20 protein-coding genes are annotated in these 22,989 nt (G+C 54.9%); 12 read left to right on the top strand and 8 right to left on the bottom strand.

What is annotated here, in order from left to right:
- Window positions 1–6: 6 nt before the first annotated feature.
- Together dhaL and dhaM are read left to right on the top strand one after the other, a co-directional pair.
- Window positions 7–639 carry a dihydroxyacetone kinase subunit DhaL gene (gene dhaL / locus AAIG39_RS12785; RefSeq protein ID WP_343194018.1) on the top strand — a complete coding sequence of 211 codons (633 nt, stop codon included), beginning with the start codon at window positions 7–9 and terminating at the stop codon, window positions 637–639.
- Between the two features lie 15 nt (window positions 640–654).
- Window positions 655–2,070: a dihydroxyacetone kinase phosphoryl donor subunit DhaM gene (gene dhaM, locus AAIG39_RS12780; protein ID WP_343194017.1), complete on the top strand. Its 1,416-nt coding sequence runs from the start codon at window positions 655–657 to the stop codon at window positions 2,068–2,070.
- A gap of 159 nt (window positions 2,071–2,229) precedes the next feature.
- Here dhaM and AAIG39_RS12775 read toward each other — a convergent pair whose 3' ends face one another.
- Window positions 2,230–2,610, bottom strand: a complete 381-nt coding sequence (locus tag AAIG39_RS12775) for a winged helix-turn-helix transcriptional regulator (RefSeq protein ID WP_090084965.1) — start codon at window positions 2,608–2,610, stop codon at window positions 2,230–2,232.
- A 415-nt stretch (window positions 2,611–3,025) separates the two neighbouring features.
- On the opposite strand from AAIG39_RS12775, the gene AAIG39_RS12770 reads away from it, so the two are divergent.
- Window positions 3,026–3,574 (top strand): flavodoxin family protein, encoded by a 549-nt coding sequence (locus tag AAIG39_RS12770; RefSeq protein ID WP_090084967.1) that lies wholly within the window; start codon window positions 3,026–3,028, stop codon window positions 3,572–3,574.
- Window positions 3,575–3,634: 60 nt separating this feature from the next.
- Here the strand turns inward: AAIG39_RS12770 and AAIG39_RS12765 are convergent, their stop codons facing one another.
- Window positions 3,635–4,414: an acetoin reductase gene (locus tag AAIG39_RS12765; protein WP_090084968.1), complete on the bottom strand. Its 780-nt coding sequence runs from the start codon at window positions 4,412–4,414 to the stop codon at window positions 3,635–3,637.
- Between the two features lie 207 nt (window positions 4,415–4,621).
- On the opposite strand from AAIG39_RS12765, the gene AAIG39_RS12760 reads away from it, so the two are divergent.
- Window positions 4,622–7,375: a winged helix-turn-helix domain-containing protein gene (locus AAIG39_RS12760; protein WP_343194016.1), complete on the top strand. Its 2,754-nt coding sequence runs from the start codon at window positions 4,622–4,624 to the stop codon at window positions 7,373–7,375.
- 42 nt (window positions 7,376–7,417) lie between these two features.
- Here the strand turns inward: AAIG39_RS12760 and AAIG39_RS12755 are convergent, their stop codons facing one another.
- On the bottom strand, window positions 7,418–8,773 hold the full coding sequence (locus AAIG39_RS12755) for an MFS transporter (protein ID WP_343194015.1): 1,356 nt from the start codon (window positions 8,771–8,773) through the stop codon (window positions 7,418–7,420).
- Between the two features lie 128 nt (window positions 8,774–8,901).
- Here AAIG39_RS12755 and AAIG39_RS12750 point away from each other — a divergent pair, with 128 nt between their 5' ends.
- The 4 genes from AAIG39_RS12750 to AAIG39_RS12735 all read left to right on the top strand — a co-directional run bounded on the left by AAIG39_RS12750 (window position 8,902) and on the right by AAIG39_RS12735 (window position 12,277).
- The gene (locus AAIG39_RS12750) at window positions 8,902–9,825 is read left to right on the top strand and encodes a LysR substrate-binding domain-containing protein (RefSeq protein ID WP_343194014.1); all 924 of its coding nucleotides are present in this window, start codon (window positions 8,902–8,904) and stop codon (window positions 9,823–9,825) included.
- 75 nt (window positions 9,826–9,900) lie between these two features.
- Window positions 9,901–10,794, top strand: coding sequence for a LysR family transcriptional regulator (locus AAIG39_RS12745; RefSeq protein ID WP_090084976.1), 894 nt, complete (start codon window positions 9,901–9,903; stop codon window positions 10,792–10,794).
- Window positions 10,795–10,902: 108 nt separating this feature from the next.
- Window positions 10,903–11,310, top strand: coding sequence for a DoxX family protein (locus AAIG39_RS12740; protein WP_047370717.1), 408 nt, complete (start codon window positions 10,903–10,905; stop codon window positions 11,308–11,310).
- Window positions 11,311–11,320: 10 nt separating this feature from the next.
- A complete protein-coding gene (locus AAIG39_RS12735; RefSeq protein WP_343194012.1) occupies window positions 11,321–12,277 on the top strand; it encodes a glutathione S-transferase family protein in 957 nt (318 codons plus the stop codon).
- A gap of 181 nt (window positions 12,278–12,458) precedes the next feature.
- On the opposite strand, the gene AAIG39_RS12730 is transcribed toward AAIG39_RS12735, so the two are convergent.
- The 3 genes from AAIG39_RS12730 to AAIG39_RS12720 all read right to left on the bottom strand — a co-directional run bounded on the left by AAIG39_RS12730 (window position 12,459) and on the right by AAIG39_RS12720 (window position 14,335).
- Window positions 12,459–12,845 (bottom strand): hypothetical protein, encoded by a 387-nt coding sequence (locus AAIG39_RS12730; protein WP_343194011.1) that lies wholly within the window; start codon window positions 12,843–12,845, stop codon window positions 12,459–12,461.
- 133 nt (window positions 12,846–12,978) lie between these two features.
- On the bottom strand, window positions 12,979–13,425 hold the full coding sequence (locus AAIG39_RS12725; RefSeq protein ID WP_343194010.1) for an SMI1/KNR4 family protein: 447 nt from the start codon (window positions 13,423–13,425) through the stop codon (window positions 12,979–12,981).
- A gap of 139 nt (window positions 13,426–13,564) precedes the next feature.
- Window positions 13,565–14,335: an SDR family oxidoreductase gene (locus AAIG39_RS12720; RefSeq protein WP_090084985.1), complete on the bottom strand. Its 771-nt coding sequence runs from the start codon at window positions 14,333–14,335 to the stop codon at window positions 13,565–13,567.
- Window positions 14,336–14,429: 94 nt separating this feature from the next.
- Between AAIG39_RS12720 and AAIG39_RS12715 the strand changes: the two genes are divergently transcribed.
- Window positions 14,430–15,353 (top strand): AraC family transcriptional regulator, encoded by a 924-nt coding sequence (locus tag AAIG39_RS12715; protein ID WP_343194009.1) that lies wholly within the window; start codon window positions 14,430–14,432, stop codon window positions 15,351–15,353.
- A gap of 126 nt (window positions 15,354–15,479) precedes the next feature.
- Here the strand turns inward: AAIG39_RS12715 and AAIG39_RS12710 are convergent, their stop codons facing one another.
- Window positions 15,480–15,935: a GNAT family N-acetyltransferase gene (locus AAIG39_RS12710; RefSeq protein ID WP_343194008.1), complete on the bottom strand. Its 456-nt coding sequence runs from the start codon at window positions 15,933–15,935 to the stop codon at window positions 15,480–15,482.
- Window positions 15,936–16,333: 398 nt separating this feature from the next.
- Here AAIG39_RS12710 and pdxR point away from each other — a divergent pair, with 398 nt between their 5' ends.
- Window positions 16,334–17,812 carry a MocR-like pyridoxine biosynthesis transcription factor PdxR gene (pdxR, locus tag AAIG39_RS12705; RefSeq protein ID WP_343194007.1) on the top strand — a complete coding sequence of 493 codons (1,479 nt, stop codon included), beginning with the start codon at window positions 16,334–16,336 and terminating at the stop codon, window positions 17,810–17,812.
- Window positions 17,813–17,915: 103 nt separating this feature from the next.
- Here pdxR and AAIG39_RS12700 read toward each other — a convergent pair whose 3' ends face one another.
- A complete protein-coding gene (locus AAIG39_RS12700; protein ID WP_090084993.1) occupies window positions 17,916–18,281 on the bottom strand; it encodes a helix-turn-helix domain-containing protein in 366 nt (121 codons plus the stop codon).
- 337 nt (window positions 18,282–18,618) lie between these two features.
- On the opposite strand from AAIG39_RS12700, the gene oqxA reads away from it, so the two are divergent.
- The gene (gene oqxA, locus AAIG39_RS12695; protein WP_343194006.1) at window positions 18,619–19,794 is read left to right on the top strand and encodes a multidrug efflux RND transporter periplasmic adaptor subunit OqxA; all 1,176 of its coding nucleotides are present in this window, start codon (window positions 18,619–18,621) and stop codon (window positions 19,792–19,794) included.
- A 23-nt stretch (window positions 19,795–19,817) separates the two neighbouring features.
- The gene (oqxB, locus tag AAIG39_RS12690; RefSeq protein WP_343194005.1) at window positions 19,818–22,970 is read left to right on the top strand and encodes a multidrug efflux RND transporter permease subunit OqxB; all 3,153 of its coding nucleotides are present in this window, start codon (window positions 19,818–19,820) and stop codon (window positions 22,968–22,970) included.
- Window positions 22,971–22,989: the final 19 nt, after the last annotated feature.

Here is a 22,989-nt window from a genome sequence, read left to right as displayed (position 1 = left end):
ATTTTTATGTCGCTGAACAGAAACCAAATTGTTGACTGGCTCTACCGCTGCGGCGAGGTCTTCACGAAAGAGAGTGATTTCCTCACCGGTCTGGACAGGGCCATTGGTGATGCGGACCACGGCCTGAACATGCATCGCGGCTTTAGCAAAGTGGTGGAAAAACTGCCCGCCATTGCAGACAAAGACATCGGCTTTATTCTCAAAAACACAGGCATGGTGTTGCTCTCGAACGTCGGGGGGGCCAGCGGTCCGTTATTCGGCACCTTTTTTCTGCGCGCGGCGCAGGCGACACAGGCCCATCAAAGCCTGACGCTCGTTGAGCTGCATCAGATGATCCGTGAAGGCGCCGAAGGGGTCATCAGCCGTGGTAAAGCAGAGCCCGGCGACAAGACCATGTGTGATGTCTGGCTGCCCGTCGCGGAATCGCTGGAACAGGCGATCACGCAAAACCTGTCGATTCCCGCCGCTCTGGAAGCCGCAAGTCAGGTAGCGGAACAGGCCGTTCAGTCGACCATCACTATGCAGGCCCGCAAAGGCCGCGCCAGCTATCTGGGCGAGCGCAGTGTTGGTCATCAGGACCCTGGCGCGACCTCGGTGATGTTTATGGTGCAGATGCTGGCGGCAGCCGCGAAAGCGTAAATGAAGGAAACGGCGATGGTTAACCTGGTAATTGTTTCTCATAGCGCCCAACTGGGCCAGGGTGTCGGGGAACTGGCCCGGCAGATGTTAACGGGAGATGGCTGCAAGTTAGCCATCGCCGCAGGAATTGACGATCCCGATAATCCGATCGGCACCGATCCGATTAAAGTGATGGAGGCCATTGAGTCGGTGGCCGACACCGATCATGTGCTGGTGATGATGGATATCGGTAGCGCCCTGTTAAGCGCGGAAACCGCGCTGGAATTGCTTGATCCGGATATTGCCGGAAAAGTTCGTCTGTGCGCCGCGCCACTGGTAGAAGGCACTCTGGCCGCCACGGTTAGCGCCGCCACGGGATCTGACATTGACAAGGTGATTGCCGATGCGCAAAACGCCCTCCAGGCAAAGCGTCTTCAGCTCGGTCTCGACGCGCAACAGGAGACGCTCCCGGAACCGCAAACGGACGATGATATACAAGATGATGCGCGCACCATCACGGTGACCGTGAACAACCCTAACGGTCTGCATGTTCGCCCGGCTTCTCGCCTGGTCGCTGCGCTGGCCGGTTTTGACGCCCGGCTGTTGCTGGAAAAAGAGGGAAAATGCGTCAGGCCGGACAGCATTAACCAGATAGCGCTTTTACAGGTACGCTGTCATGACACCCTGCGTCTGATTGCCCGTGGCCCGGAGGCTGAACTGGCACTGGCCGCCTTTGAACGGCTGGCACAGGAGAATTTCGGCGAAGCGCTCGCGGCGCAACAGCCTGAGCCGCCGCCAGACGTTCCGTTACAGATAAAGGGTCAGGCGTTGCGCTATACCCCTGTCGAACTGCCGCTGGCCCAGGCCACTGTGCGAACACCGCAAGAGGAAATGGCCCGTCTGCACAGCGCCGTCAAGGATACGCTGGACGATCTGAGTGACCTGATTGGCCTGGCGCAAGCGAAGTTCTCACCCGATATCGCCGCTATTTTCGCCGGTCATCAGACCCTGATTGACGATCAGGATCTGATGGACAGCGCCTGGGAGATGCTGCGCCAGAGAAAATGCACGGCGGAATGGGCCTGGCACAAAATATTAATGGAACTCAGCAGTCAGTATCGCCACCTTGATGATGCCTATTTGCAGGCACGCTATATCGATATTGAAGATTTACTGCACCGCACGCATCTGCATCTGGCGCAGGCGCTGGAAAACATCCCGACGCCGCTGCGCCCGAGTATTCTTATCGCCAACGATCTTTACCCGTCCGTCATGCTGCAACTGGAGAAGAAAAATATCGCCGGGATTGTTCTGTTGCAGGGTAGTCCGCACTCACACAGCGCGATTATCGCCAGGGAAGCCGGCATCCCCGTGCTGTATCAACAAAGCAGCGCCCTGGCAAAAGTACGCAACGGTGACGCTCTCACCCTCAATGCCGACCGGCCTGAATAAACTGACGACACTCCCCCTGGCGGGGAGTGTTTTTTTATATCGCCTGTATGACCTGACGTTTTCACTGCGATGCACAAGACGGGTTTACCGCGCCTCATTCACCCACCATCGCGTATATGCTGAGCGACCACAAGCCCGTGTCCGGCACCCGCTGTCTCGCTAGCTGGTGGCATTAGCCTTATCAAATGCTGCCTGGGCTGCCAGCATGGCATCCATATTGTCTTCTACCCACAGAGTCAGAAATGACATGGTATGTGTTAGCGTTTTGCCTAACGGCGACAAACTGTATTCCACCGTGACAGGAACCGTGGGGAAAATTTTCCGCGAGATAAGCCCGTCACGCTCCAGCTTTCGCAGCGTCTGCGTCAACATCTTCTGTGTTATCCCGCGAATATGTCGCCGCAAACTGTTAAAACGCTGCGGCTCTTTTTCCAGACAGCCCAGAACCAGTAACGCCCATTTATCGGCCAGCCTTGAGAGCACATCACGCGTCGGGCAGCGATCGTCGTAAACATCGTAAGGTAATTGCAGTTTATTCATAACGATAGTTTCTCTTACAAGGTTTCCTCAGGGAAACTTAGTGGCCTTCAGGTGCCTTCTTTCACGACCACAGGATAATGTGTATAAATCGCTTCAGGTATCTATTGGATACTAAGGCACTCTGAATGACAAAGTATTTATACATACTTTGCTCATCCCTGTGTCGATAAAATAAACCTGCGATCATTCGGCCACCTTTAGCACAATAAAGCGACAGTCAGTGGCACTGATGAAATAAGCGATGACATCGTGTTGAATAAATTTGATGAAGCGTTTAGCAGATACAGTCGGGACATGGAGACTTGCACGTGAAGCACTCTATTTCCCCGAAGGCCTGTACATTATGTTTCCTGTCGCCGGGAAATAGAGTCTGTCTGGTAATAAAGAATAATCATTCATCATTGGGGGATTACCTATGAGTATCGTTGTTGTCTATTTTTCTGGCTACGGCCACACTTCCCTGGTTGCAGAAAATGTCGCGGCCGGCGCCCACGCTGAGCTGATTGCTATCAATGAAAATGGCGAAATCACAGAGAGCGACTGGCAAAAATTAAACGACGCGAAGGCGATTATCTTTGGTGCGCCCACTTACATGGGCGGCGTACCGTGGCAATTTAAAAAGTTTGCTGATGCCACATCTAAGGCGTGGTTTACCCGTAGCTGGCAGGATAAAATTTTCGCCGGTTTCAGCAATAGCGCCAGTCTGAACGGTGACAAACAGGTGACATTACAATATCTGCAAACCCTGGCGTCGCAGCACGGCGGTGTGTGGGTGAGCCTTGGTTTGCCGCCGGCGAATACGCTGGCCTCTTCACGTCAGGATCTTAATAACCTGGGCGGTTCTGTGGGCCTGCTGGTGCAGTCTCCTTCCGATGCGGGCGCTGATAAAATTCCTTCCGGCGACCTCGCAACAGCGACGAAATTTGGCGAACGTGTTGCGGCCATTACCGCACGCTTCAACTGAGTTGTTGCACGCATAAAAAAGGGTCAGCCTGGCTGACCCTTTTTATATGCAAGAACCGGCTTAACGGTAAACAATACCACCATCAATCAGAATCGACTGACCGGTTATATAATCTGAATCCGGGCCTGCCAGGTAAGAGACCAGGCTTGCCACATCGTCGGGAGTTTCCGCACGCCCCAGCGCAATCCCTTCCACATATTTCTTATACGTTTCCCCCACCGGGGCGCCGGTTATCTCCGCGAAACGCTGGTCGATTTCGGTCCACATCCCGGTACCCACAATACCCGGACAATAAGCATTCACCGTAATACCGCGGCTGGCATACTCTTTCGCCGCCGCCTGCGTCAGCGCGCGGACGGCAAATTTAGTGGCCGAATAAATGCCCAGCATCGCAAAACCGTCATGACCGGCAATGGAACAGGCGTTAATAATTTTGCCTTTCTGCTTACGCTCTTCGAATTTCTTCGCCGCGGCCTGAATCCCCCACAGGGTGCCCTGCACGTTAATCCGCATAATGCGGTCCACCTCTTGCGGGGTGACATCGGAGAGCGGTTGTACCTGCGCGATACCGGCGTTGTTCACGATGATGTCAAAACCGCCCAGTTCGCGTTCCGCCTGGGCGATAGCCGCATAGACCTGTTCGCGATCGGAGATATCAGCCACAAAGGTGGCGGCTTTGCGCCCTAACGCCCGCACCTCAGCGGCGACCGCGTCAAGCGCTTCTGCCTTCATATCCACCAGCATGATTGCCGCGCCATCTTTTGCCAGACGCAACGCAATGCCTCGCCCAATCCCTTGACCGGCACCGGTTACCAGCGCGACTTTATTTTCGATAGCCATATTTTTATTTACCTCATCCTGACAAAAAACACTGCCTTAGCACGGCAGCAGACAGGCCTTACACTACCGCCCGCCCGAGGCAGGGCCTACCCCCTCTGATGGGGGGGTGAGCACGCGAAGCCAGGCGTCGTGCAGGCGTAACGCTGGTTCCGCTCTGCCTCATTGAGTACACTCGGGGGAAAGAGAACAGAACGAGGTCGCGGTTGTATGGCATTTTTGTCCCCCACAGGTCACCTGCCCACAGAGAACGTTGACGAAGAACCTTTCCGCTTTACACGTAAACTCCCGCTGATCCTCACAAAACTTACGCCGCCGCGTACCCCTGGCATATTGCTGCAACGCGACCGTTTGCTTACGCGGCTGGATAACGCCGCCTGCGGTAGCCTGACGCTGGTCTGCGCGGCAGCCGGGTTCGGCAAAACCACGCTGCTTTCCCAGTGGTATCAACATCGTCAGGCGCAGGGCGATTCGCTGGCCTGGATTAGTCTGGAAGAAGAAGACAGCACGCCATTGCTCTTTATGCGCTACCTGCTGGCCGCTCTGATCCCGCTCTATCCGGGGTGGAGCGATACCTTTCAGGATTACCCGGAAGGGGCGCATCCTGGCGACTTTTCGCTGTTTCTGGCAGAACTGGTCAATCAACTCCACCACTGTTCGCATCCGCTCTATCTGATCCTCGATGATTATCAGAGCATCCAAAACCGCGAGATCCATGACGGGCTGACATGGCTGCTCCACCATGCCCCGGCCTCATTGCATCTGGTTATCGGCAGCCGCAACCGTCTGCCTCTGGTACTCAGCCGCCTGCGGCTTTGGGATCAGTACACGGAAATCGAAGACAGCGAACTGCGCTTTAACGATGCCGAAGCCCAGGCCTACTTCGCCCGAACGGTCACGCCGCCGGTCAACAAGCGCGATGTTCCGCAACTGATGACCCTGACGGAAGGCTGGGTCGCGGGGATGAAAATTGCCGCCCTCTCTGTGCGCAAACATGACGCGCCCCCAGGGATTACAGGAGCGCTCAGCGGCGGTTCGCGCTCAATCAGCCGCTATCTTGAAGAGGTCATCTTCGCACCGCTACCCACAAGCACGCTCCACTTCCTGATGTTGACCTCTGTGCTGAATCGCCTGCATCCGGCCCTGTGTGATGCGGTGACGGGGTTAAATAACGGCAGAGCGATGCTCACCTGGATTGAACAACACAATTTGTTTCTGAGCGCTCTGGATGATGGCGGATTCTGGTTTCGCTACCATCCCCTGATGCGCGATGCCCTCTCCCATCGCCTGCAACAGGATTCAACCATTGATATCAGTCAGCTTCACGAGCGCGCGGGTAACTGGTTTGCCGCCCAGCAACTCTGGGCAGAGGCGATACGACATGCGCTGGCGGCCGGAAAGTCGGTCACCCGACATGCGGAAGCCGGGGCACAGTCGCTGGCGGAAGAGGGTGACATCGACACCATGGTGCGTTGGATCCACTATCTGCCTGCCACACCGGACCCTTCGCGCATTGAACTACAGCTCAATCTGGCCTGGGCGCTGGCGCACCACTTCCGCTTTTCGGACGCCCGCCAGTTGCTTGATGCCATAGAGACGATGGTGGCGAATCGCTCAGAACATCTGACACGTTCAACGGGGGTAAAGCTGCGGGTGGTGCGCGCCATTTGTGAAGCCTTCGCCGATAACATCTCCGCCAGTCTGCTGCTTGTTGAGCCATTACTAAGCGAAGTTCCCTGTGGCGATATCTGGGTGGATGGGCTGGTCTGCAACATCCTCAGTTATTGCCATCTCGCCCTTGCGCGCCCGCAGCAGGCGCTGGAGGTTCAGCAATCCGTTTCCGGCAACCAGGCCACCAACCGCAACCTGTTTGTTGAGGTCTACCGGGGGTTTGTACTGGCACTCGGCCAACTGCGTCAGGGGAACCTGCAAGAAGCCGAATGCCAGGCCACCCGGGTCTTGCATCATGCGGAACAACATACCGGACAAAATTCCAGTAGTGGCGCAACGCTGGCTCCGTTACTGGCTGATATTGCCTGGGAGCGCGGTGATATCGGGCAGGTCAACAGTCTGCTGAATCTGCGTCCGGGCATGATTGACGATTTTTGCCCGCCGGATGGTCTTAGCCTGTGCTACGTGGTTCTTGCGCGTCAGGCGCAACTGAATGCGCAGCCTGATGAGGCTATGGCACTTTTGCGCCATGCCGGGCAATTGTGCATACAGCGAGGCTGGTGGCGTGCGCGCATCGCGCTGCTTGCCGAAGAGATAACCCTCCACCTTCATACCGGCAAACGGGATAACGCCCGCAGACAGTTCGCCTTATTACAGCAACTGGCGAGCGAGCCGAGGGCGGTGGAAAATAGGTTCGTTGGCTGGCACCGGGGGATCTGCGAGAGTCGCTTGTTACTTGCCGAAGGCGATGCGCTGACGGCCGCGACAAAACTCACGTCTCTGATAAACGAACAGGAGCGCTGTGGCGAATGGCTGGCAGCAACGCGCTCACGCATTCAGCAGGCCGTTGCCTTCTGGCGAGCCGGTGACGAGAAACAGGCCATCGCCGCCTGCATTCCCGCCCTCCCGCGCGCCGTCGCGCAAAAAATGCAGCGCACGCTGCTTGATGGCGGGCCGGAGCTACTGGCCCTGCTCAGCCGGTTGCGTGAGCAGCCCCATTCCGATACGACATTTAACGCTGTTATCGCCAGCGCCGGCGCGATGATGATGTCTCAGGGGATTTTACCCCTGCCGACACACGAAGCGGCGTCAGAGGGGCTACGGTTGACCGAGCGCGAGCAGCAGACCTTACAACTCATCGCCGAGGGACACTCCAATAAAGGCATCGCCCGCACGCTTGGGATCTCAGTCGAGACCGTGAAATGGCACCTTAAGCAGTTGTATGAAAAGCTTGCGGTAAGCGGACGGATTCAGGCGGTGAACCGGGCGAGAAGATTGGGTTTATTAGGTTAACGTATTGTCGCCTGCCCTCCATGACAGGCGAAAAATGCATGATCAACACATCGGCCGCCGGGCGCAAAATGCCACGCACATCCCCACCAGCGCGGCCCCGGTCAGCCACTGAAATACAGTACGCCACGTCTCCAGAGACGGGTGCGCCCCCAACAGCACGGTGATAATGGCCAGCATCATCGCTCCGGCGGTGTACTGGCTGGTGACCATCAACGCACTGGCCCGCCCCTGAAGCGTCACCGGTGTCGCCGTCAGCCCGATGGCAAACATCGCCGGAAAAATCAGCCCGTGCCCCAAACCACTCAGCGCGATGCCCAGCATGAAGGCGAGCGAAAACGGCATATTGAGCGCCGTCGACAGCAACCACAGCCCCAGCGCCGCGGCGGCAAACCCAACGGTTAACACCCCTGCGCCGCTAAAGCGTGCGCTCAGACGGGTAAAGAGTGCATTGCCGACCACAATCAACAATGCCAGCGGGGTAAACAGCAGCCCGGTCACCACCGCCCCCAGCCCGAATGTCTGTTGCCAGAGCAGCGTCATGGCATAGAACTGGCTGCCTACGCTTGCCATGTAGCAGGCACTACTGATCCAGCCGCTTTGCAGCCCCGGCAACGTGCGAAGCCGTTCCGACAACAGCGGCGTGGCGGCAAAGCGCTCATGCACGATAAAGAGCACCAGCATGCCCAGCGCCAGGCGATTTGCCAGAAAATCAGGCTGCCCGGTTTCGGCATAGCGCATCAGCGCCCAGACTATCGCCCCGGCGGTGGCACAGCCTGCCAGCGCCCCCAGCCCTGTTCGCTGGTTCTCTTTTTCGGTTCGTAACAGCGGAAAGTCACGGCTAACCGCCCACAGCGCCAGCAGCCCGGGCGGCAGATTGATAAAGAAGATGGCCCGCCAGCTTAACTCCGCCAGCAGACCGCCCAGCATCACCCCGGCTACCAGCCCCAGTGCGCCAGTCGCGCTCCAGACAGCCAGCGCCCGGCGATGCGCTTCGCCCTGAAAACGCTGCGCCATCAGCGCCAGTACCGCCGGTTGTAGCAGCGCCGCCGCCATACCCTGACCGCCACGGGCGATTAACAGCAGCGCAGCGTTGTGCGCCAGCCCACCGATGATGGATGAGAATAAAAACAGTCCCATCCCGAGAGTGAATATCCGTCGGGCGCCCAGACGATCGCAGAGGCTTCCGCCCAACAGCAGCAACCCGGCAAAGATCAGCCCGTAGAGGGAAACGACCCATTGCATCTCACCAGGCGTGAGCGCCAAATCCTGCGCCAGCGTGGGCAGCGCCACATAAACAATGGCGTAGTCCAACGCAATCAGCGCTTGTGCAATACCCGGCACCAGCAGAGGACGAGAACGCGAAGAGAGTGGCGTTGTTGTCAGATTAATGTGCGTCATCAGGCTTCCTGTTCGTTGAGTAATGATGAATAATCCTCACGGATTACTTGCTCTTCATACAGGCTACGCCTCATTGAATGACGCAATCAAAGTCATAGTTTTCAGCCAAAGATGAGTTAAATTCATCCATGAAATTACGCCGTCTGCCACCGCTTGGCGCTATCCGCGCTTTTGATGCCGTCGCCCGCCACGCCAGTTTTAAACTGGCCGCCGAAGAAATTGGCGTCACCTCCACGGCTATCAGCCACCAGATTCGTCAACTGGAAGAGACTCTCGGCCAGCGCCTGTTCATTCGCTCCGCACGGGCGGTGACGCTGACAGCAAGTGGAGAGATCCTCTTTCGCGCGTCGGAGAATATGTTCGCCACTCTGCGTGAGGCAGTAACGCTTATCGAGGCCGCTGCCCCGCCCGATGCGCTGACGCTCAGCACCACCTCGAACTTCCTGACTAACTGGCTGGTGCCGCGCCTGCCTCTTTTGCACCGCCAGCTCCCGGACTTAGAGCTGCGCTTTCACAGCAGCACCAGCCTGGTGGATGTGCGCGGCGCGATGGCCGACTGTGCCATTCGCTACAACATGCAGGCGGACGAGTCGCTGGAAAGCACGTTGCTCTGGCGTGACCGTTTTGTACTGGTTGCCAGCCCTGCTCTGCGGCTTCAAAGCCCGCAGGACCTGGCCGGACTCACGCTTTTTCATATCGAAAATCGCCATGTGCCGACACCCGAACCGGACTGGCTGCACTGGAAGGAGGCCTTTGGCCCGGCAGATTTAGCCGTGCAGGCAGGTATTCGTTTTGATGATGAGACACATGCGATTCAGGCGGCGATTGCCGGACAAGGGGTTTTGCTGGCGAGCGAGCTGCTTATCCAGTATCCGCTGGCACAGGGGCTGCTACAGATTGCCCTGCCGGGCGCGCTACCCGGCGGCAATTACTATTTTGTCACCAGCGCAGAAAAAGCTACCCGCCGCGATGTGCAACAGTTCAGACAGTGGCTTCTTCAGGCTTTCAATGACGTGACGTTGTCACAAAAAGACACTCAACCTGCACAGTGACAGACTGAAAACGTAAGCGGTAGCCCCCGGGTTTTGTTATGGTGTTTTTTTGCTGATGAGAAGCGGGTAGGACGAATGGAGCGGCTGGATTGTGACCGTATGTTTGTCGCGGTGATGGAAACGGGAAGTTTTACGGCGGCGGCACAACGCTGTGGTACCAGCCACGGTCAGGCATCGAAATTGATCTCCCGGCTGGAAAGCGAACTGGGCGTTAACCTGCTGCGCCGTAGCACCCGGTCACTGACCCCCACCGAGGTGGGACTGGCCTACTACGAACGTATCCGTCAGCTACTGGCCGAATACGACGCGCTTAATGATTCAGTGCGCAATAGCGCCAACGCCCCGTCCGGGCTGCTGCGTATCTCAGCGCCGGTTACATTTGGCGTCTCTCAACTGGCGCCACATCTGGTGGAATTTGCCCGCCGCTACCCGGATATCGAACTGGATGTCAGCTTCTCCGACAGGCTGGTCAACGTGGTGGATGAAGGTTTTGATCTGGCCCTGCGTATCGGCAGCCTGACTGACAGCAGCCTTATTGCCCGCCGTTTATGCCCGATTCGCAACGTGGTCGTCGCCGCGCAACGCTATCTCGAACGCCACGGCGAACCCGCACACTGGTCAGAGCTGGAACAACACGCCCTGATTGTCGATACCAATTTTCGCGATCCCTGGCACTGGCCGTTTCGCGACGCCGGGCAGCAAATGCATTTGCAGCCAGTTCGCGGGCGAATCAAATTTTCCAATGCGGAAGCCTGCATTGAAGCCGCCTGCGCCGGACTTGGGATCGCCAGAGTACCGATGTTTATCGCTGAAAAAGCCCTGAATGCACAGCGCGTGGTGCCCGTTCTTGCCGCCTTTGAAGCGCCGCCGCTGGCGCTATACGCAGTCTATCCCCCTGCCCGCTACCTGGCGCAGAAATCGCGAGTGTTAATTGATTTTCTGGCGGCCACCTACGCCTCACTTTCCTGAGGAATATTGTTTCCATTATGGAAATAAACATCCTCTTTTCGACCCAATAATCATTGCGCTGGAAACACTCTATAGTCCTCTCATCAACTTATTTGAGAGGACATCATCATGACTGATTCACGCACTGCTCCCTATGCATCTCTGTTGCTGCGCCTGACGCTGGGCATTCTGTTTCTGGCGCACTTTAGCCTGAAATTTTTTGTTTTTACGCCGGCAGGTACAGCGAAGTTTTTTGCCTCCCTCGGTTTGCCCGGCGGGCTGGCGTATCTCACCATGGCGGTTGAACTGGTGGGGGCGATTGCGCTGATCCTCGGTATCTATAGCCGTATTGTTGCCATCGTGCTGATTCCGATTCTTCTGGGTGCCATCTTCACGGTTCACGGTCCGGCTGGGTTTTTCTTCACTAATCCGAACGGCGGCTGGGAATTCCCGGCATTCTGGATAGTTGGCCTGCTGGCTCTGGCGCTGACCGGTGACGGAAAATACGCGCTCAAACCGACCCCTTTCAAAGGTTAAAGGAGTACACATGCTGATTGACGGAAAATGGACGGCGGACTGGCATCCGGTGCAGGCCACCGATGAAAAAGGCGGATTTGTGCGCCAGACATCCAGTTTTCGCCACTGGGTGACCCCTGACGGGGCGCCCGGCGTCACGGGCGAAGGCGGTTTTATCGCCGAACCGGGTCGCTACCATCTGTATGTCGCACTGATTTGCCCGTGGGCCTCCCGTACCCTGATTGCCCGTAAGCTAAAGGGGCTGGAAGAGGTTATTACTGTCAGCGTGGTTGAACCCTGGCTGCTGGAAGAAGGCTGGCATTTTGGCGATTACCCCGGAGCTGACAAAGACACGGTAAATAACGCCGAGTGGTTGCATCAGCTTTATACCCGCGCGGACCCGACGTTTACCGGCCGCGCTACAGTCCCGGTGCTGTGGGATAAGAAAACCCACACCATCGTCAATAATGAGTCGGCTGATATCGTGCGCATGTTCAACAGCGGCTTTGGTGAACTGGCGCGCGGCAACATTGATCTTTACCCTGCCGATCTGCGTGAAGAGATTGATCAGCTCAACGCCGCGATCTATCCGACGCTGAATAACGGTGTGTATCGGGCCGGTTTTGCCACTACCCAGGTGAGTTATGAAGAGGCCGTCAGCGATGTGTTCGCTATGCTTGATACGCTGGAAGCGCGTCTGGCAACGCGGGAGTTTCTCTGCGGCGGGCAGTTAACCGAAGCCGATATTCGCCTGTTTGTGACCCTGGTGCGTTTTGATGCCGCCTACCATGGCATATTCAAATGCAATCTGCGTAAGCTTGCGCAGTACCCGAACCTGGGCCGCTATCTGCGCACAATGCTGGCTGTTCCGGGCATTCGCGAAACGGTCAATATTGACCATATCAAGCAGGGTTACTATTCCATCAAGGCGCTCAACCCGAACAGGATTGTCCCGAAAGGACCGGATCTCAGCGCATATGGCTTATAAATAAACCGCCAAAACCGGGATCATCACCCGTTATTTATTATCTGAAAGCGCATATCCTGAATGGCTGGCAAGCCCGGTAAATCTGGTCAGCCATTCACGCTATCTACCCGGCGCTGACTAACTTTCCCTGTAAGCTCACAATGCCAGCGCGCAAAGGTTACCCTTGCCGGCAGGTCGCGTTTTATAAAAAAGCGGTTTCGCTGCTCCCCACTTTTTTCAGCTCAAGGCCCACAAATTTAAGCCCTATTGCATGTTCACTGTCTAAATCGGTTGCAAACATAAATCCGAATTTATCTTTTTCATCAGGTGAAAGATAAATTTTTACCAGAACAAGATCTGTCGCCTCAGCGCCGTACAGGCGTTTGCAGTATGCCTCTGTTTCGGCTGCGATTTTCTGTAAGAAATCGTTCTGCTTTTCCATAAGAAACTGAATATCGGTTCTCATTTTGTCATCCGCCGAATACGCCTCCAGATTTATGCAATGGATGGGTTTCGAGCCGAATGCCGGTAAAACCAACTCAACCGCAGCGCCTTCGTCATCGGTATAGAATTCCAGTTCAGTGGACATCTTTTTCTTTCCTTTTATTGGGACCTCAGGAGAGTAATTGTTTTACTGTCTTCGGTTAATACGCGCCAGCCCTGTACTCTAACGAAATAGATGGAGGTAAACGAGGGAAGCGAATTTCTCGCAGGTTGTTTTATCATCCCCAGGCTTCATCTTCGGTTATAACATTGCTGATGAAACTATGAAGGTCCTGTTCCAGGAAAATATTCTTCTGGCTTTCCAGACTGGCAAAATAGACCGCCCCGTCTTCCATCTTCATACAAAAGGGGAACCCGCCGCCGTCAATGGCAAAGGGAAGAAGATTTGCTGACAGAATCTTCTTTTCGAGAACCAGCGTTCTGTAATAATCATCGGCTGTTAACAAACCTGGCTTTTTAGCACGCAAAACTGGCAGGAAGTATTTTATATCGTTCTCGTATTGCTCACTTTGATAAACGCGTCGCCCCTCCTCCAGCATGCCACCGTTACTGACGAGCCATAACGATTTCAGAACATCAGGAAGAGTGATGCCCAAAGCGGCTTCAATATCGCTAAGTTCATCAGCAGTGACGACAGGTGAAGGATCTACGAGTTTAATCATCATTTGTTACCTGTTGGCAATAAGCAGGAATATGGCCACTCAGCCATCCTTAATAGCGAGAAAGAGTAACAGCTTCTCTTGTTTTATACTCCCCGCCACAATGATCTCCTCGTAGATTTATTAACGTTTTCGCCCCCGCAGATCAGTAAGAAAAGGGAGAACGATGCTGTGCCTCTTTTAAAAAATGGGTGGCATCTTCACCAGCGGCGGTATATAGCGGCGCGTTTTGATCGTCCGCAACGGCAAAAATAGCCGTCGCGACATCCCCGGCGTGCGTCACCGGCGAGTCGGTATCGCGCGCCATCTGAATAAACGCATTCACCATATCCCCATACGCCGGATCGTCTTGCCCGCCAAAATATGCCCGTGCATTTTCGCCAAACTTTGTCTCAGGCGAACGCCCCGGCAAGACCACATGAACGCGAATACCAAAGGGCCTGGCTTCGATAGCTAATGACTCGCTCCATGCATTTAGCGCCGCTTTACTGGCGCGGTAAAGCCCAATCAGCGGCATCGCTTTGGTTGTCACTGACGATGAAACATTGATGATAATCCCTGATTTTTTCTCTCTCATCAGCGGGAGAAACGCCTGGGTTAATGCCAGTGTTCCCAGCACATTCGTATTCATTAATTGCTGTGCGGTTGCCAGGGGCGTGAGTTCCACGGGCACTGGGGCACCAACCCCGGCATTGTTCACCAGCAGGTCAATCGCCCCTGCCTTTTTCACCACATTCTCAATGCTATCCGCGGACGTGATATCCAGCGGCAGAATGGTCAGTTTGTCACTTTCAGGTAACAGCCTCGGATCTGGCGTTCTCATGGTGGCAATCACATTCCAGCCTTTGTCTAAAAAGAGTTTTGCTGTTGCAAGCCCAAAACCTGATGAGCATCCGGTAATCAGTGCAGTCGACATGGTTAATCCTCTCTGTTGGCAAGAGCAACGATCATAGTCGCCGCTGTCTGGACAATATATAATCAAAAATCCAGTAAAATTTAGAGAGCGTCCAATGTCAGATCCGTTAACCGATATTGTTACCCTGCTCAATCCCAGGCCAACCCATACCAAACTCGTCGAAGGGGCCGGCCAGTGGCGTATTGTCCGGGAATCTTGCGGAGAGGCTTTTTACTGCGCGGTATTACAGGGCGAATGCATGATCAGTATTAACGGCAAAGCGCCAAAATTGCTCGTTTCCGGCGATTTCGTGCTGATACCCGCAGCCTATAGCTTTGAAAACACCAATGCGGGCGCGTCAACACCAGCTGATATTACCGCGCCAACCATTATTGGCGACGGGCATGTAAGAATTGGTTCAACAGCGGGGCCGGCTGAATTTCTGATGAATGTGGGACACTGTGAATTCGACACGCCGGACAAACAACTAATTGTTGCTCTCCTTCCCGGTGAGATTCTGATCAAAGGACAACGCAGGTTTGTCACGCTGCTTGAGCTCCTGTTGGATGAAAGCAAGGCCCGGCGACCAGGACGTGAAGTCGTATTGATGCGCCTTTTGCAGCTATTACTGGTTGAGTCGTTGCGCAGTCACCATGATCTGTCGAAAACGGCAGGTATCCTGCAAGGGTTACAACACGAAAAGATCGCCATCGCGCTGCATCTCATTCATGAAAAACCCGACATTGACTGGCAAATAGCGCACCTGGCTCGCCACTGCGCTATGTCCCGTTCCTCTTTTTTTGCCATCTTCAACGAGACGGTCGGTATGGCGCCAATGCAATATCTGCTCTTCTGGCGAATGTCGTTGGCCAGAAAAGCACTATTAAGTAGTACGGATAAAATTGAACAGATCGCATTTCGAATGGGATATCAGTCAGCGAGTGCATTCAGCGTTGCCTTCACGAAATATGTCGGTATGCCGCCGGGGGTATTTCGACGCCAGAAATCCCATGGTCTCTCCCTGGAGTCGCCTCACTAATGCAAAGCCCGTTTTAAACACGCGTTCTGTAAATAAGTACTGCCTTTTTTTTGAGCATCCATCCCCCTCAAATAAAGCATCTGATACCGTGTCTGTTTAAGGGGGCGATAGTCAGTTAAAAGCGAATTATCTTATCTGCATCCGGTATTCAATCATGCCGCTTTTTTTGGCAATCCAGTCATATAATCTTTGTCCACGATAGTTTGCTTCATGGGTATGCCAGTAAAGATGGCTGGCATGACGTTTTCTGGCCTCTTTCTGAACATATTCAATTAACTGTTTGCCAATGTGTTTGCCGCGAATATTTTCACTGACATATAAATCCTCAAGATAGCAGTAATCGTTCTCAGCCCAGGTTGAACGGTGAAAAAGATAATGTGCGAAGCCGACGACCTCACCATTATTTTTTGCGACGGCACAAAATATGGGTTCAATAGGGCTGGCAAAACGTTCCCAGGTCCGCTTTGTGACAGCGTCGGAAATATCGACGTTATAAAAAATTTGATAGTTTTTCCACAATGGCAACCAGTTTTCATAATCCATTTCACTGGCAGCTTCAATTGTAATAGCCACTGTATTCATAATAACCTCTTTATTTGTTGTATTGGGGTAAGTAAATAATCAAAGAACGCTGGCGGATTTACTGACTTCCCGCTTTTTTAAAACGCGAAAGCGCAGAGGGTGCTGCCATTAATACACCGATAGCCGCAAGAACAACGTTCGCGATTTAAAGCGACCTGCCCAGACAGATCTTTTTTTGCTATGCCGCGGTAGCGGAATGGTATGCCCCTGCGGTTGCGCTTATTGCAGCCAGGTGAATAACCCCCTATCCGTTATCTGTTTTTCCGGGAGCAATAATAAGGTTTAAATGGCAGGTTTAGCCCCACCAATTTTGCAAAATAGCGCAGACCAATTTTGTTCTGCCAGCAGGCAAGACTGTTATAGAATGGGTGATAAGGTGCGTCAGGATGGAGAAAAGGATGTTTAAGCATGCACAGCTTGAAACGGTAAAGGCATGGATGATTGATCCCGCAAACGGCTCACTGCCACTTCATGAAAGGATCCAGAGAGCGCTACGCTCACTGATACTGGAGGGGGTATTATCTCACGGCAAACCCCTTCCCGCCTCACGCGCGTTAGCCGCGTCACTCAATGTTTCCCGGGATACCATTGAAGCCGCCTATACGCGTCTGCACGCGGAGGGGTTTATTGAGAGGCACACGGGTAAGGGTAGCTTCGTCTCTGCCAGCACCCGATTTCTGAAATCACATTCCCGGCAACGGCAGTCAGCCGCAGAGGTACGTGAACCAACGCTCAGCGAACGGGGAAATGTGATTTATAAAAGCGGGGGGATACGCGAGTTTTCACTGCCCCGCCCGCTGGCACCGGGGATCCCCGAGACACGTCTGTTCCCGGTTCACACCTGGGAGCGGCTCGAGCGACAGGTGCTAAAGGAATATCGCCACCATGCGCTGGAGCAAAGCCCTCCGCAGGGGACTGAGCGTTTACGGCGGGCAATCGCTGAATATGTCAATCTGGAGCGCGGTGCGCATGCCACGCCAGAACGTATCATTATTTTGACCAGTTCCCAGCAGGCGCTCGCCCTCTGTTCGCATGTCCTGATGGACAGCGGGGACGCCATCGTGGTTGAAGATCCTACCTATCAGGGGGCGCAAAAAGCGTTTAAGGCGGCCGGGCTGAACACCCTTGCGGTTCCTCTTGATGAGAAAGGGCTGAGTATTGAGTCGCTTAATGCTCTGACAGAGCCGGCGAAAGCTATCTATCTCACCCCTTCCCATCAGTATCCTACCGGCGTCACACTCTCTCTCGACCGACGGCTGGCTGTCATCAACTGGGCAAACCAGCACCAGGCCTGGATCATTGAGGATGATTATGACAGCGAGTTTCACTATGAAGGCAAACCGATGGCCTGTGTGCAGGGTCTGGACGCCTTTAACCGGACAATTTATATCGGGACCTTTACCAAGTCTCTTTTCCCGGGCCTGCGTATTGCGTATATGATCGTTCCCGAAGAACTTGCAGAGCCGCTTACAATGGCAAGGACATTAATGGATGGTCATACCGCCTCCATCACCCAGCTCACTGTGGCCAAATTTCTGGAGGGCGGCCATTTTAATTCCTATGTCCGGATGATGCGCGGTGTTTATGTCGCGCGCCGCGATAAACTGGCCAGCCTGATAGAACAGTACCTTGCTGATTTTGTCGTGGGCATAACGCCATCGGGGGGAATGCAGATGCCCTGCCATCTCAAAGATGGCCTGTCAGAAGCTGCCATCGCCACTGCCGCTCGCCGCGCAGGTATTGATATGCTCAGGCTGACAGGGCTGTATGCCAGCCAACCAGCAGCCGCCGGTTTTTTGATGGGATTTGCGGCTTACACAGAGAAAGAAATGGAAGAGGCCGTCGGGAAACTCGCCGCTCTTTTCCGTCTTGCCTGACGCAAGTATCCGCTATCCATATGCGATAAATAAGAGCGGCAGGTTGTCTGAATGCAGGCCGACAATCTCACCCTGAACGGGGCGCGGTGAAAACCATAATACATCACGAGGTAGATTGCTGGCGTAATTGCTGCATTTCAGGACGGCCAATACTGCGGCGCCATGCGCCGGGCGCCTGCCCATAATGACGCTTAAAACTGCGGTTAAAGGACTGCTGGGAGTCAAAACCCAGCGCCATCGCCACGTTCAAAATCGGTTCGTCGCTGTGGGCCAGGCGCTCGACCGACTTTTGCAGCTTTTGCGCGCGAATATACTCGGCAAGACGATATCCCGTATGTTCTTTGAAGATCCGCTGCAGGTGCCACTTCGAATAGCCGGCGCGTCTGGAAACAGTGTTAATGTCGAGACGGCTTTCAATGTTGTTGTCGATCCAGTCGAGTAAATCGTGAATAAATGCCCCGTTGTCCATCCTCTTTCCCCCCATGCCGCTTACTGAAAAAAGCATCTTTGTCTGTTGCATTTAAAGGTGGCGCGTTTTTGAATTAATTGCAAGTTTTATTGTTGCATTTAAATCCCTGGCGGAAACAGGCCATTTTGAAGTGTCAGGAATAGCACATAAAGTGCAACAATTATTCTTGCACTTAATTAAGCACCTCCCTACAATCGCCGCGATAGTGTATTCGCAACTGTTACAGTTTTGTGGCGATGAACGACACAAATGGCCTTAAGCCTGCCCGGACAAAGGAAGTGGCGCGGCGTCTCCCGCTGCGTCTTGCCCGGCGGCTACAATTACCGGAATAAAAATAATGAGCCTGCAAAAACATTGGGGTAACTTTCATCTGAGCGCGCTGGGCGTGATGATGCTCTCCGTACTGATCGTCGGCTGCGATGACAGTGTCGCGCAAAACGCGGCGCCACAGGCGCCCGCCGTCAGCGCTGCGGATGTGGTGGTGAAATCCATTAGCCAGTGGGATAGCTTTAACGGTCGGATTGAAGCGGTGGAAAGCGTTCAGCTACGTCCCCGCGTCTCCGGCTACATCGATAAGGTGAATTACACCGATGGCCAGGAAGTGAAAAAGGGTGACGTGCTGTTCACCATCGATGACAGAACCTATCGCGCCGCGCTGGAACAGGCGCAGGCGACGCTAACAAGAGCCAAAACGCAGGCCAGCCTGGCGCAAAGTGAGGCTAACCGTACCGATAAATTAATCGGTACCAACCTCGTTTCCCGCGAAGAATGGGAGCAGCGTCGTTCGGCCGCAGCCCAGGCGCAGGCCGACATTCGCGCAGCCCAGGCGGCGGTTGACGCCGCGCAACTTAATCTCGATTTCACCAAGGTGACCGCGCCAATCGACGGCCGCGCCAGTCGGGCATTGATCACCAGCGGAAATCTGGTCACTGCGGGCGACAGCGCCAGCGTACTCACAACGCTGGTCTCGCAGAAGACAGTTTACGTCTACTTTGATGTCGATGAGTCGACCTACCTCCACTATCAAAATCTCGCCCGCAGCGGGCAAGGCGCGTCCAATAATCATCTGGCGCTGCCGGTTGAGATTGGCCTTACCGGTGAGGATGGCTATCCCCATCAGGGCAAAGTGGATTTTCTTGATAATCAGTTAACGCCAAGTACCGGGACGATCCGCATGCGCGCGCTGCTGGATAACACCCAGCGTCAGTTCACGCCGGGTCTCTTTGCCCGTGTTCGCCTGCCGGGTAGCGCTGAATTTAAAGCCACGCTTATCGACGACAAAGCAGTGCTGACCGATCAGGATCGCAAATATGTTTATATCGTTGATAAAGAAGGTAAAGCTCAGCGTCGCGATATTACGCCAGGCCGTCTGGCAGAGGGTTTACGCATCGTGCAGCAGGGGCTGAAACCTGGCGATAAAGTCATTGTTGACGGTTTACAAAAGGTGTTTATGCCGGGGATGCCGGTTAACGCGAAAACCGTTGCCATGACCACCAGCACCGCCCTCAACTGATCCCTTACCTGAGAATCTGACACATGGACTTTTCCCGTTTTTTCATCGACAGGCCGATTTTTGCCGCAGTACTGTCGATTCTGATTTTCATCACAGGGTTAATCGCCATCCCGCTGTTGCCGGTCAGCGAATACCCTGACGTGGTCCCGCCGAGCGTGCAGGTACGCGCGGAGTATCCCGGCGCCAACCCGAAAGTGATTGCCGAGACCGTGGCGACGCCGCTGGAAGAAGCGATCAACGGCGTTGAAAACATGATGTACATGAAATCTGTTGCCGGCTCCGACGGCGTACTGGTGACCACCGTCACCTTCCGTCCGGGAACCGATCCGGATCAGGCGCAGGTTCAGGTGCAAAACCGCGTATCACAGGCCGAAGCGCGTCTGCCGGAAGATGTGCGCCGTCTGGGTATTACCACCCAGAAACAGTCGCCGACGCTGACGCTGGTAGTGCACCTGTTCTCCCCCGGCGGTAAATACGATTCACTCTATATGCGTAACTACGCCACGCTCAAAGTGAAGGATGAGCTGGCGCGTCTGCCTGGCGTCGGCCAAATCCAGATTTTTGGCTCGGGCGAATACGCGATGCGTATCTGGCTGGACCCCAATAAGGTGGCGGCGCGCGGGTTGACCGCCTCGGATGTGGTCACGGCGATGCAGGAGCAGAACGTACAGGTCTCCGCCGGTCAGCTTGGCGCCGAACCACTGCCGAAAGAGAGCGATTTCCTGATCTCAATTAACGCTCAGGGTCGCCTGCATACGGAAGAAGAGTTTGGCAATATTATTCTGAAAACGGCGCAAGACGGCTCGCTGGTACGTCTGCGCGACGTGGCGCGTATCGAAATGGGCTCCGGTAGCTATGCGCTGCGTTCCCAGCTGAACAATAAAGACGCGGTCGGGATTGGTATTTTCCAGTCGCCGGGAGCCAATGCCATTGATCTGTCTAACGCGGTGCGCGCCAAAATGGACGAACTGTCCAGGCGTTTCCCGGAAGATATGAAATGGGCGGCGCCTTACGATCCGACGGTTTTCGTTCGCGACTCCATTCGCGCAGTGGTGCAAACGCTGCTCGAAGCTGTGGTACTGGTAGTTCTGGTGGTGATCCTGTTCCTGCAAACCTGGCGCGCGTCGATTATTCCGCTGATCGCGGTGCCAGTATCGGTAGTGGGTACGTTCAGCATTCTCTATCTGCTTGGCTTCTCGCTTAACACCCTGAGTTTGTTCGGACTGGTGCTGGCTATCGGTATCGTGGTGGACGATGCCATCGTGGTGGTGGAAAACGTCGAGCGAAACATCGAAGAGGGGCTTGCTCCGCTTGCGGCGGCGCATCAGGCGATGCGCGAAGTGTCCGGGCCGATTATCGCCATCGCGCTGGTGCTGTGCGCCGTGTTCGTGCCGATGGCGTTTCTCTCCGGGGTTACCGGTCAGTTCTACAAACAGTTTGCGGTGACGATTGCGATTTCAACGGTGATCTCCGCCATCAACTCGCTGACGCTCTCCCCCGCTCTGGCTGCCCTGCTGTTAAAGCCGCACGGCGCGCCGAAAGATTACCCTACCCGGCTTATCGACCGTCTGTTCGGCTGGCTTTTCCGTCCGTTTAACCGCTTTTTCCACCGCAGCTCGGACGGCTATCAGGGACTGGTGGGCAAAACGCTCGGACGCCGTGGCGCAGTGTTTGTGGTCTATGTGCTGTTGCTCTGTGCCGCCGGGGTGATGTTTAAAGCCGTACCCGGCGGGTTTATTCCGACTCAGGATAAGCTCTATTTAATTGGCGGCGTGAAGATGCCGGAAGGCTCTTCGCTGGAGCGCACCGATGCGGTGATCCGCAAAATGAGCGAAATCGGGATGAATACCGAAGGCGTGGATTATGCGGTCGCCTTTCCGGGTCTGAATGCGTTGCAGTTCACCAACACGCCGAATACCGGGACGGTCTTCTTTGGTCTGAAACCGTTTGACCAGCGTAAACATACCGCTGCGGAAATAAACGCTGAGATCAACGCGAAAATCGCCCAAATCCAGCAGGGCTTCGGCTTCTCCATTTTGCCGCCGCCAATTTTAGGGCTGGGTCAGGGGTCGGGCTATTCGCTCTACATCCAGGATCGCGCTGGTCTGGGCTATGGCGCGCTGCAAAACGCGGTAAATACGATGTCCGGCGCGATTATGCAGACGCCGGGGATGCATTTCCCGATCTCAACCTACCAGGCGAACGTTCCGCAACTCGATGTGCAGGTTGACCGTGATAAGGCCAAAGCGCAGGGGGTGTCGCTGACCGATCTGTTCGGTACGCTACAAACCTATCTGGGATCGTCGTATGTGAACGATTTTAACCAGTTCGGGCGTACCTGGCGCGTGATGGCGCAGGCCGATGGACCATACCGTGAAAGCGTGGAGGATATTGCCAATTTGCGCACCCGTAATAATCAGGGCGAAATGGTGCCAATCGGCAGTATGGTGAATATCAGTACTACCTACGGGCCGGACCCGGTGATTCGTTACAATGGTTATCCGGCGGCGGATTTGATTGGCGATGCCGACCCGCGCGTGCTTTCATCCGCACAGGCGATGACGCAGCTGGGTGCGATGTCTAAGCAGATCCTGCCGAACGGAATGAATATTGAATGGACCGATCTGAGCTTCCAGCAGGCCACTCAGGGCAATACGGCGCTGATTGTCTTCCCGGTTGCGGTGCTGCTGGCGTTCCTGGTGCTGGCCGCTCTGTATGAAAGCTGGACGCTGCCGCTGGCGGTGATCCTTATCGTGCCGATGACGATGCTCTCCGCGCTGTTTGGCGTCTGGCTGACCGGCGGCGATAACAACGTGTTCGTGCAGGTGGGTCTGGTGGTTCTCATGGGGCTGGCGTGTAAAAACGCGATTCTTATCGTCGAATTTGCCCGCGAGCTGGAAATCCAGGGTAAAGGGATCATGGAAGCGGCGCTGGAGGCGTGCCGCCTGCGTTTACGTCCGATTGTGATGACCTCCATCGCCTTTATTGCCGGGACCATTCCGCTGATCCTCGGCCACGGCGCGGGCGCAGAAGTGCGCGGCGTTACCGGGATCACAGTGTTCTCCGGTATGTTGGGCGTGACGCTGTTTGGTCTGTTCCTGACACCGGTCTTTTACGTGACGCTGCGTAAATTCGTCACGCGCGGCAAAGTGGAAAGAGAGGTTCTGCCTGCATAGGGACATCGCAGATAACAAA

Origin of the sequence: Phytobacter palmae (assembly GCF_039409775.1) — a bacterium.
GTDB lineage: Bacteria > Pseudomonadota > Gammaproteobacteria > Enterobacterales > Enterobacteriaceae > Phytobacter > Phytobacter palmae.
Note: the sequence above shows the minus strand (reverse complement) of the source record. Positions and strands in the feature narration are given on the sequence as shown.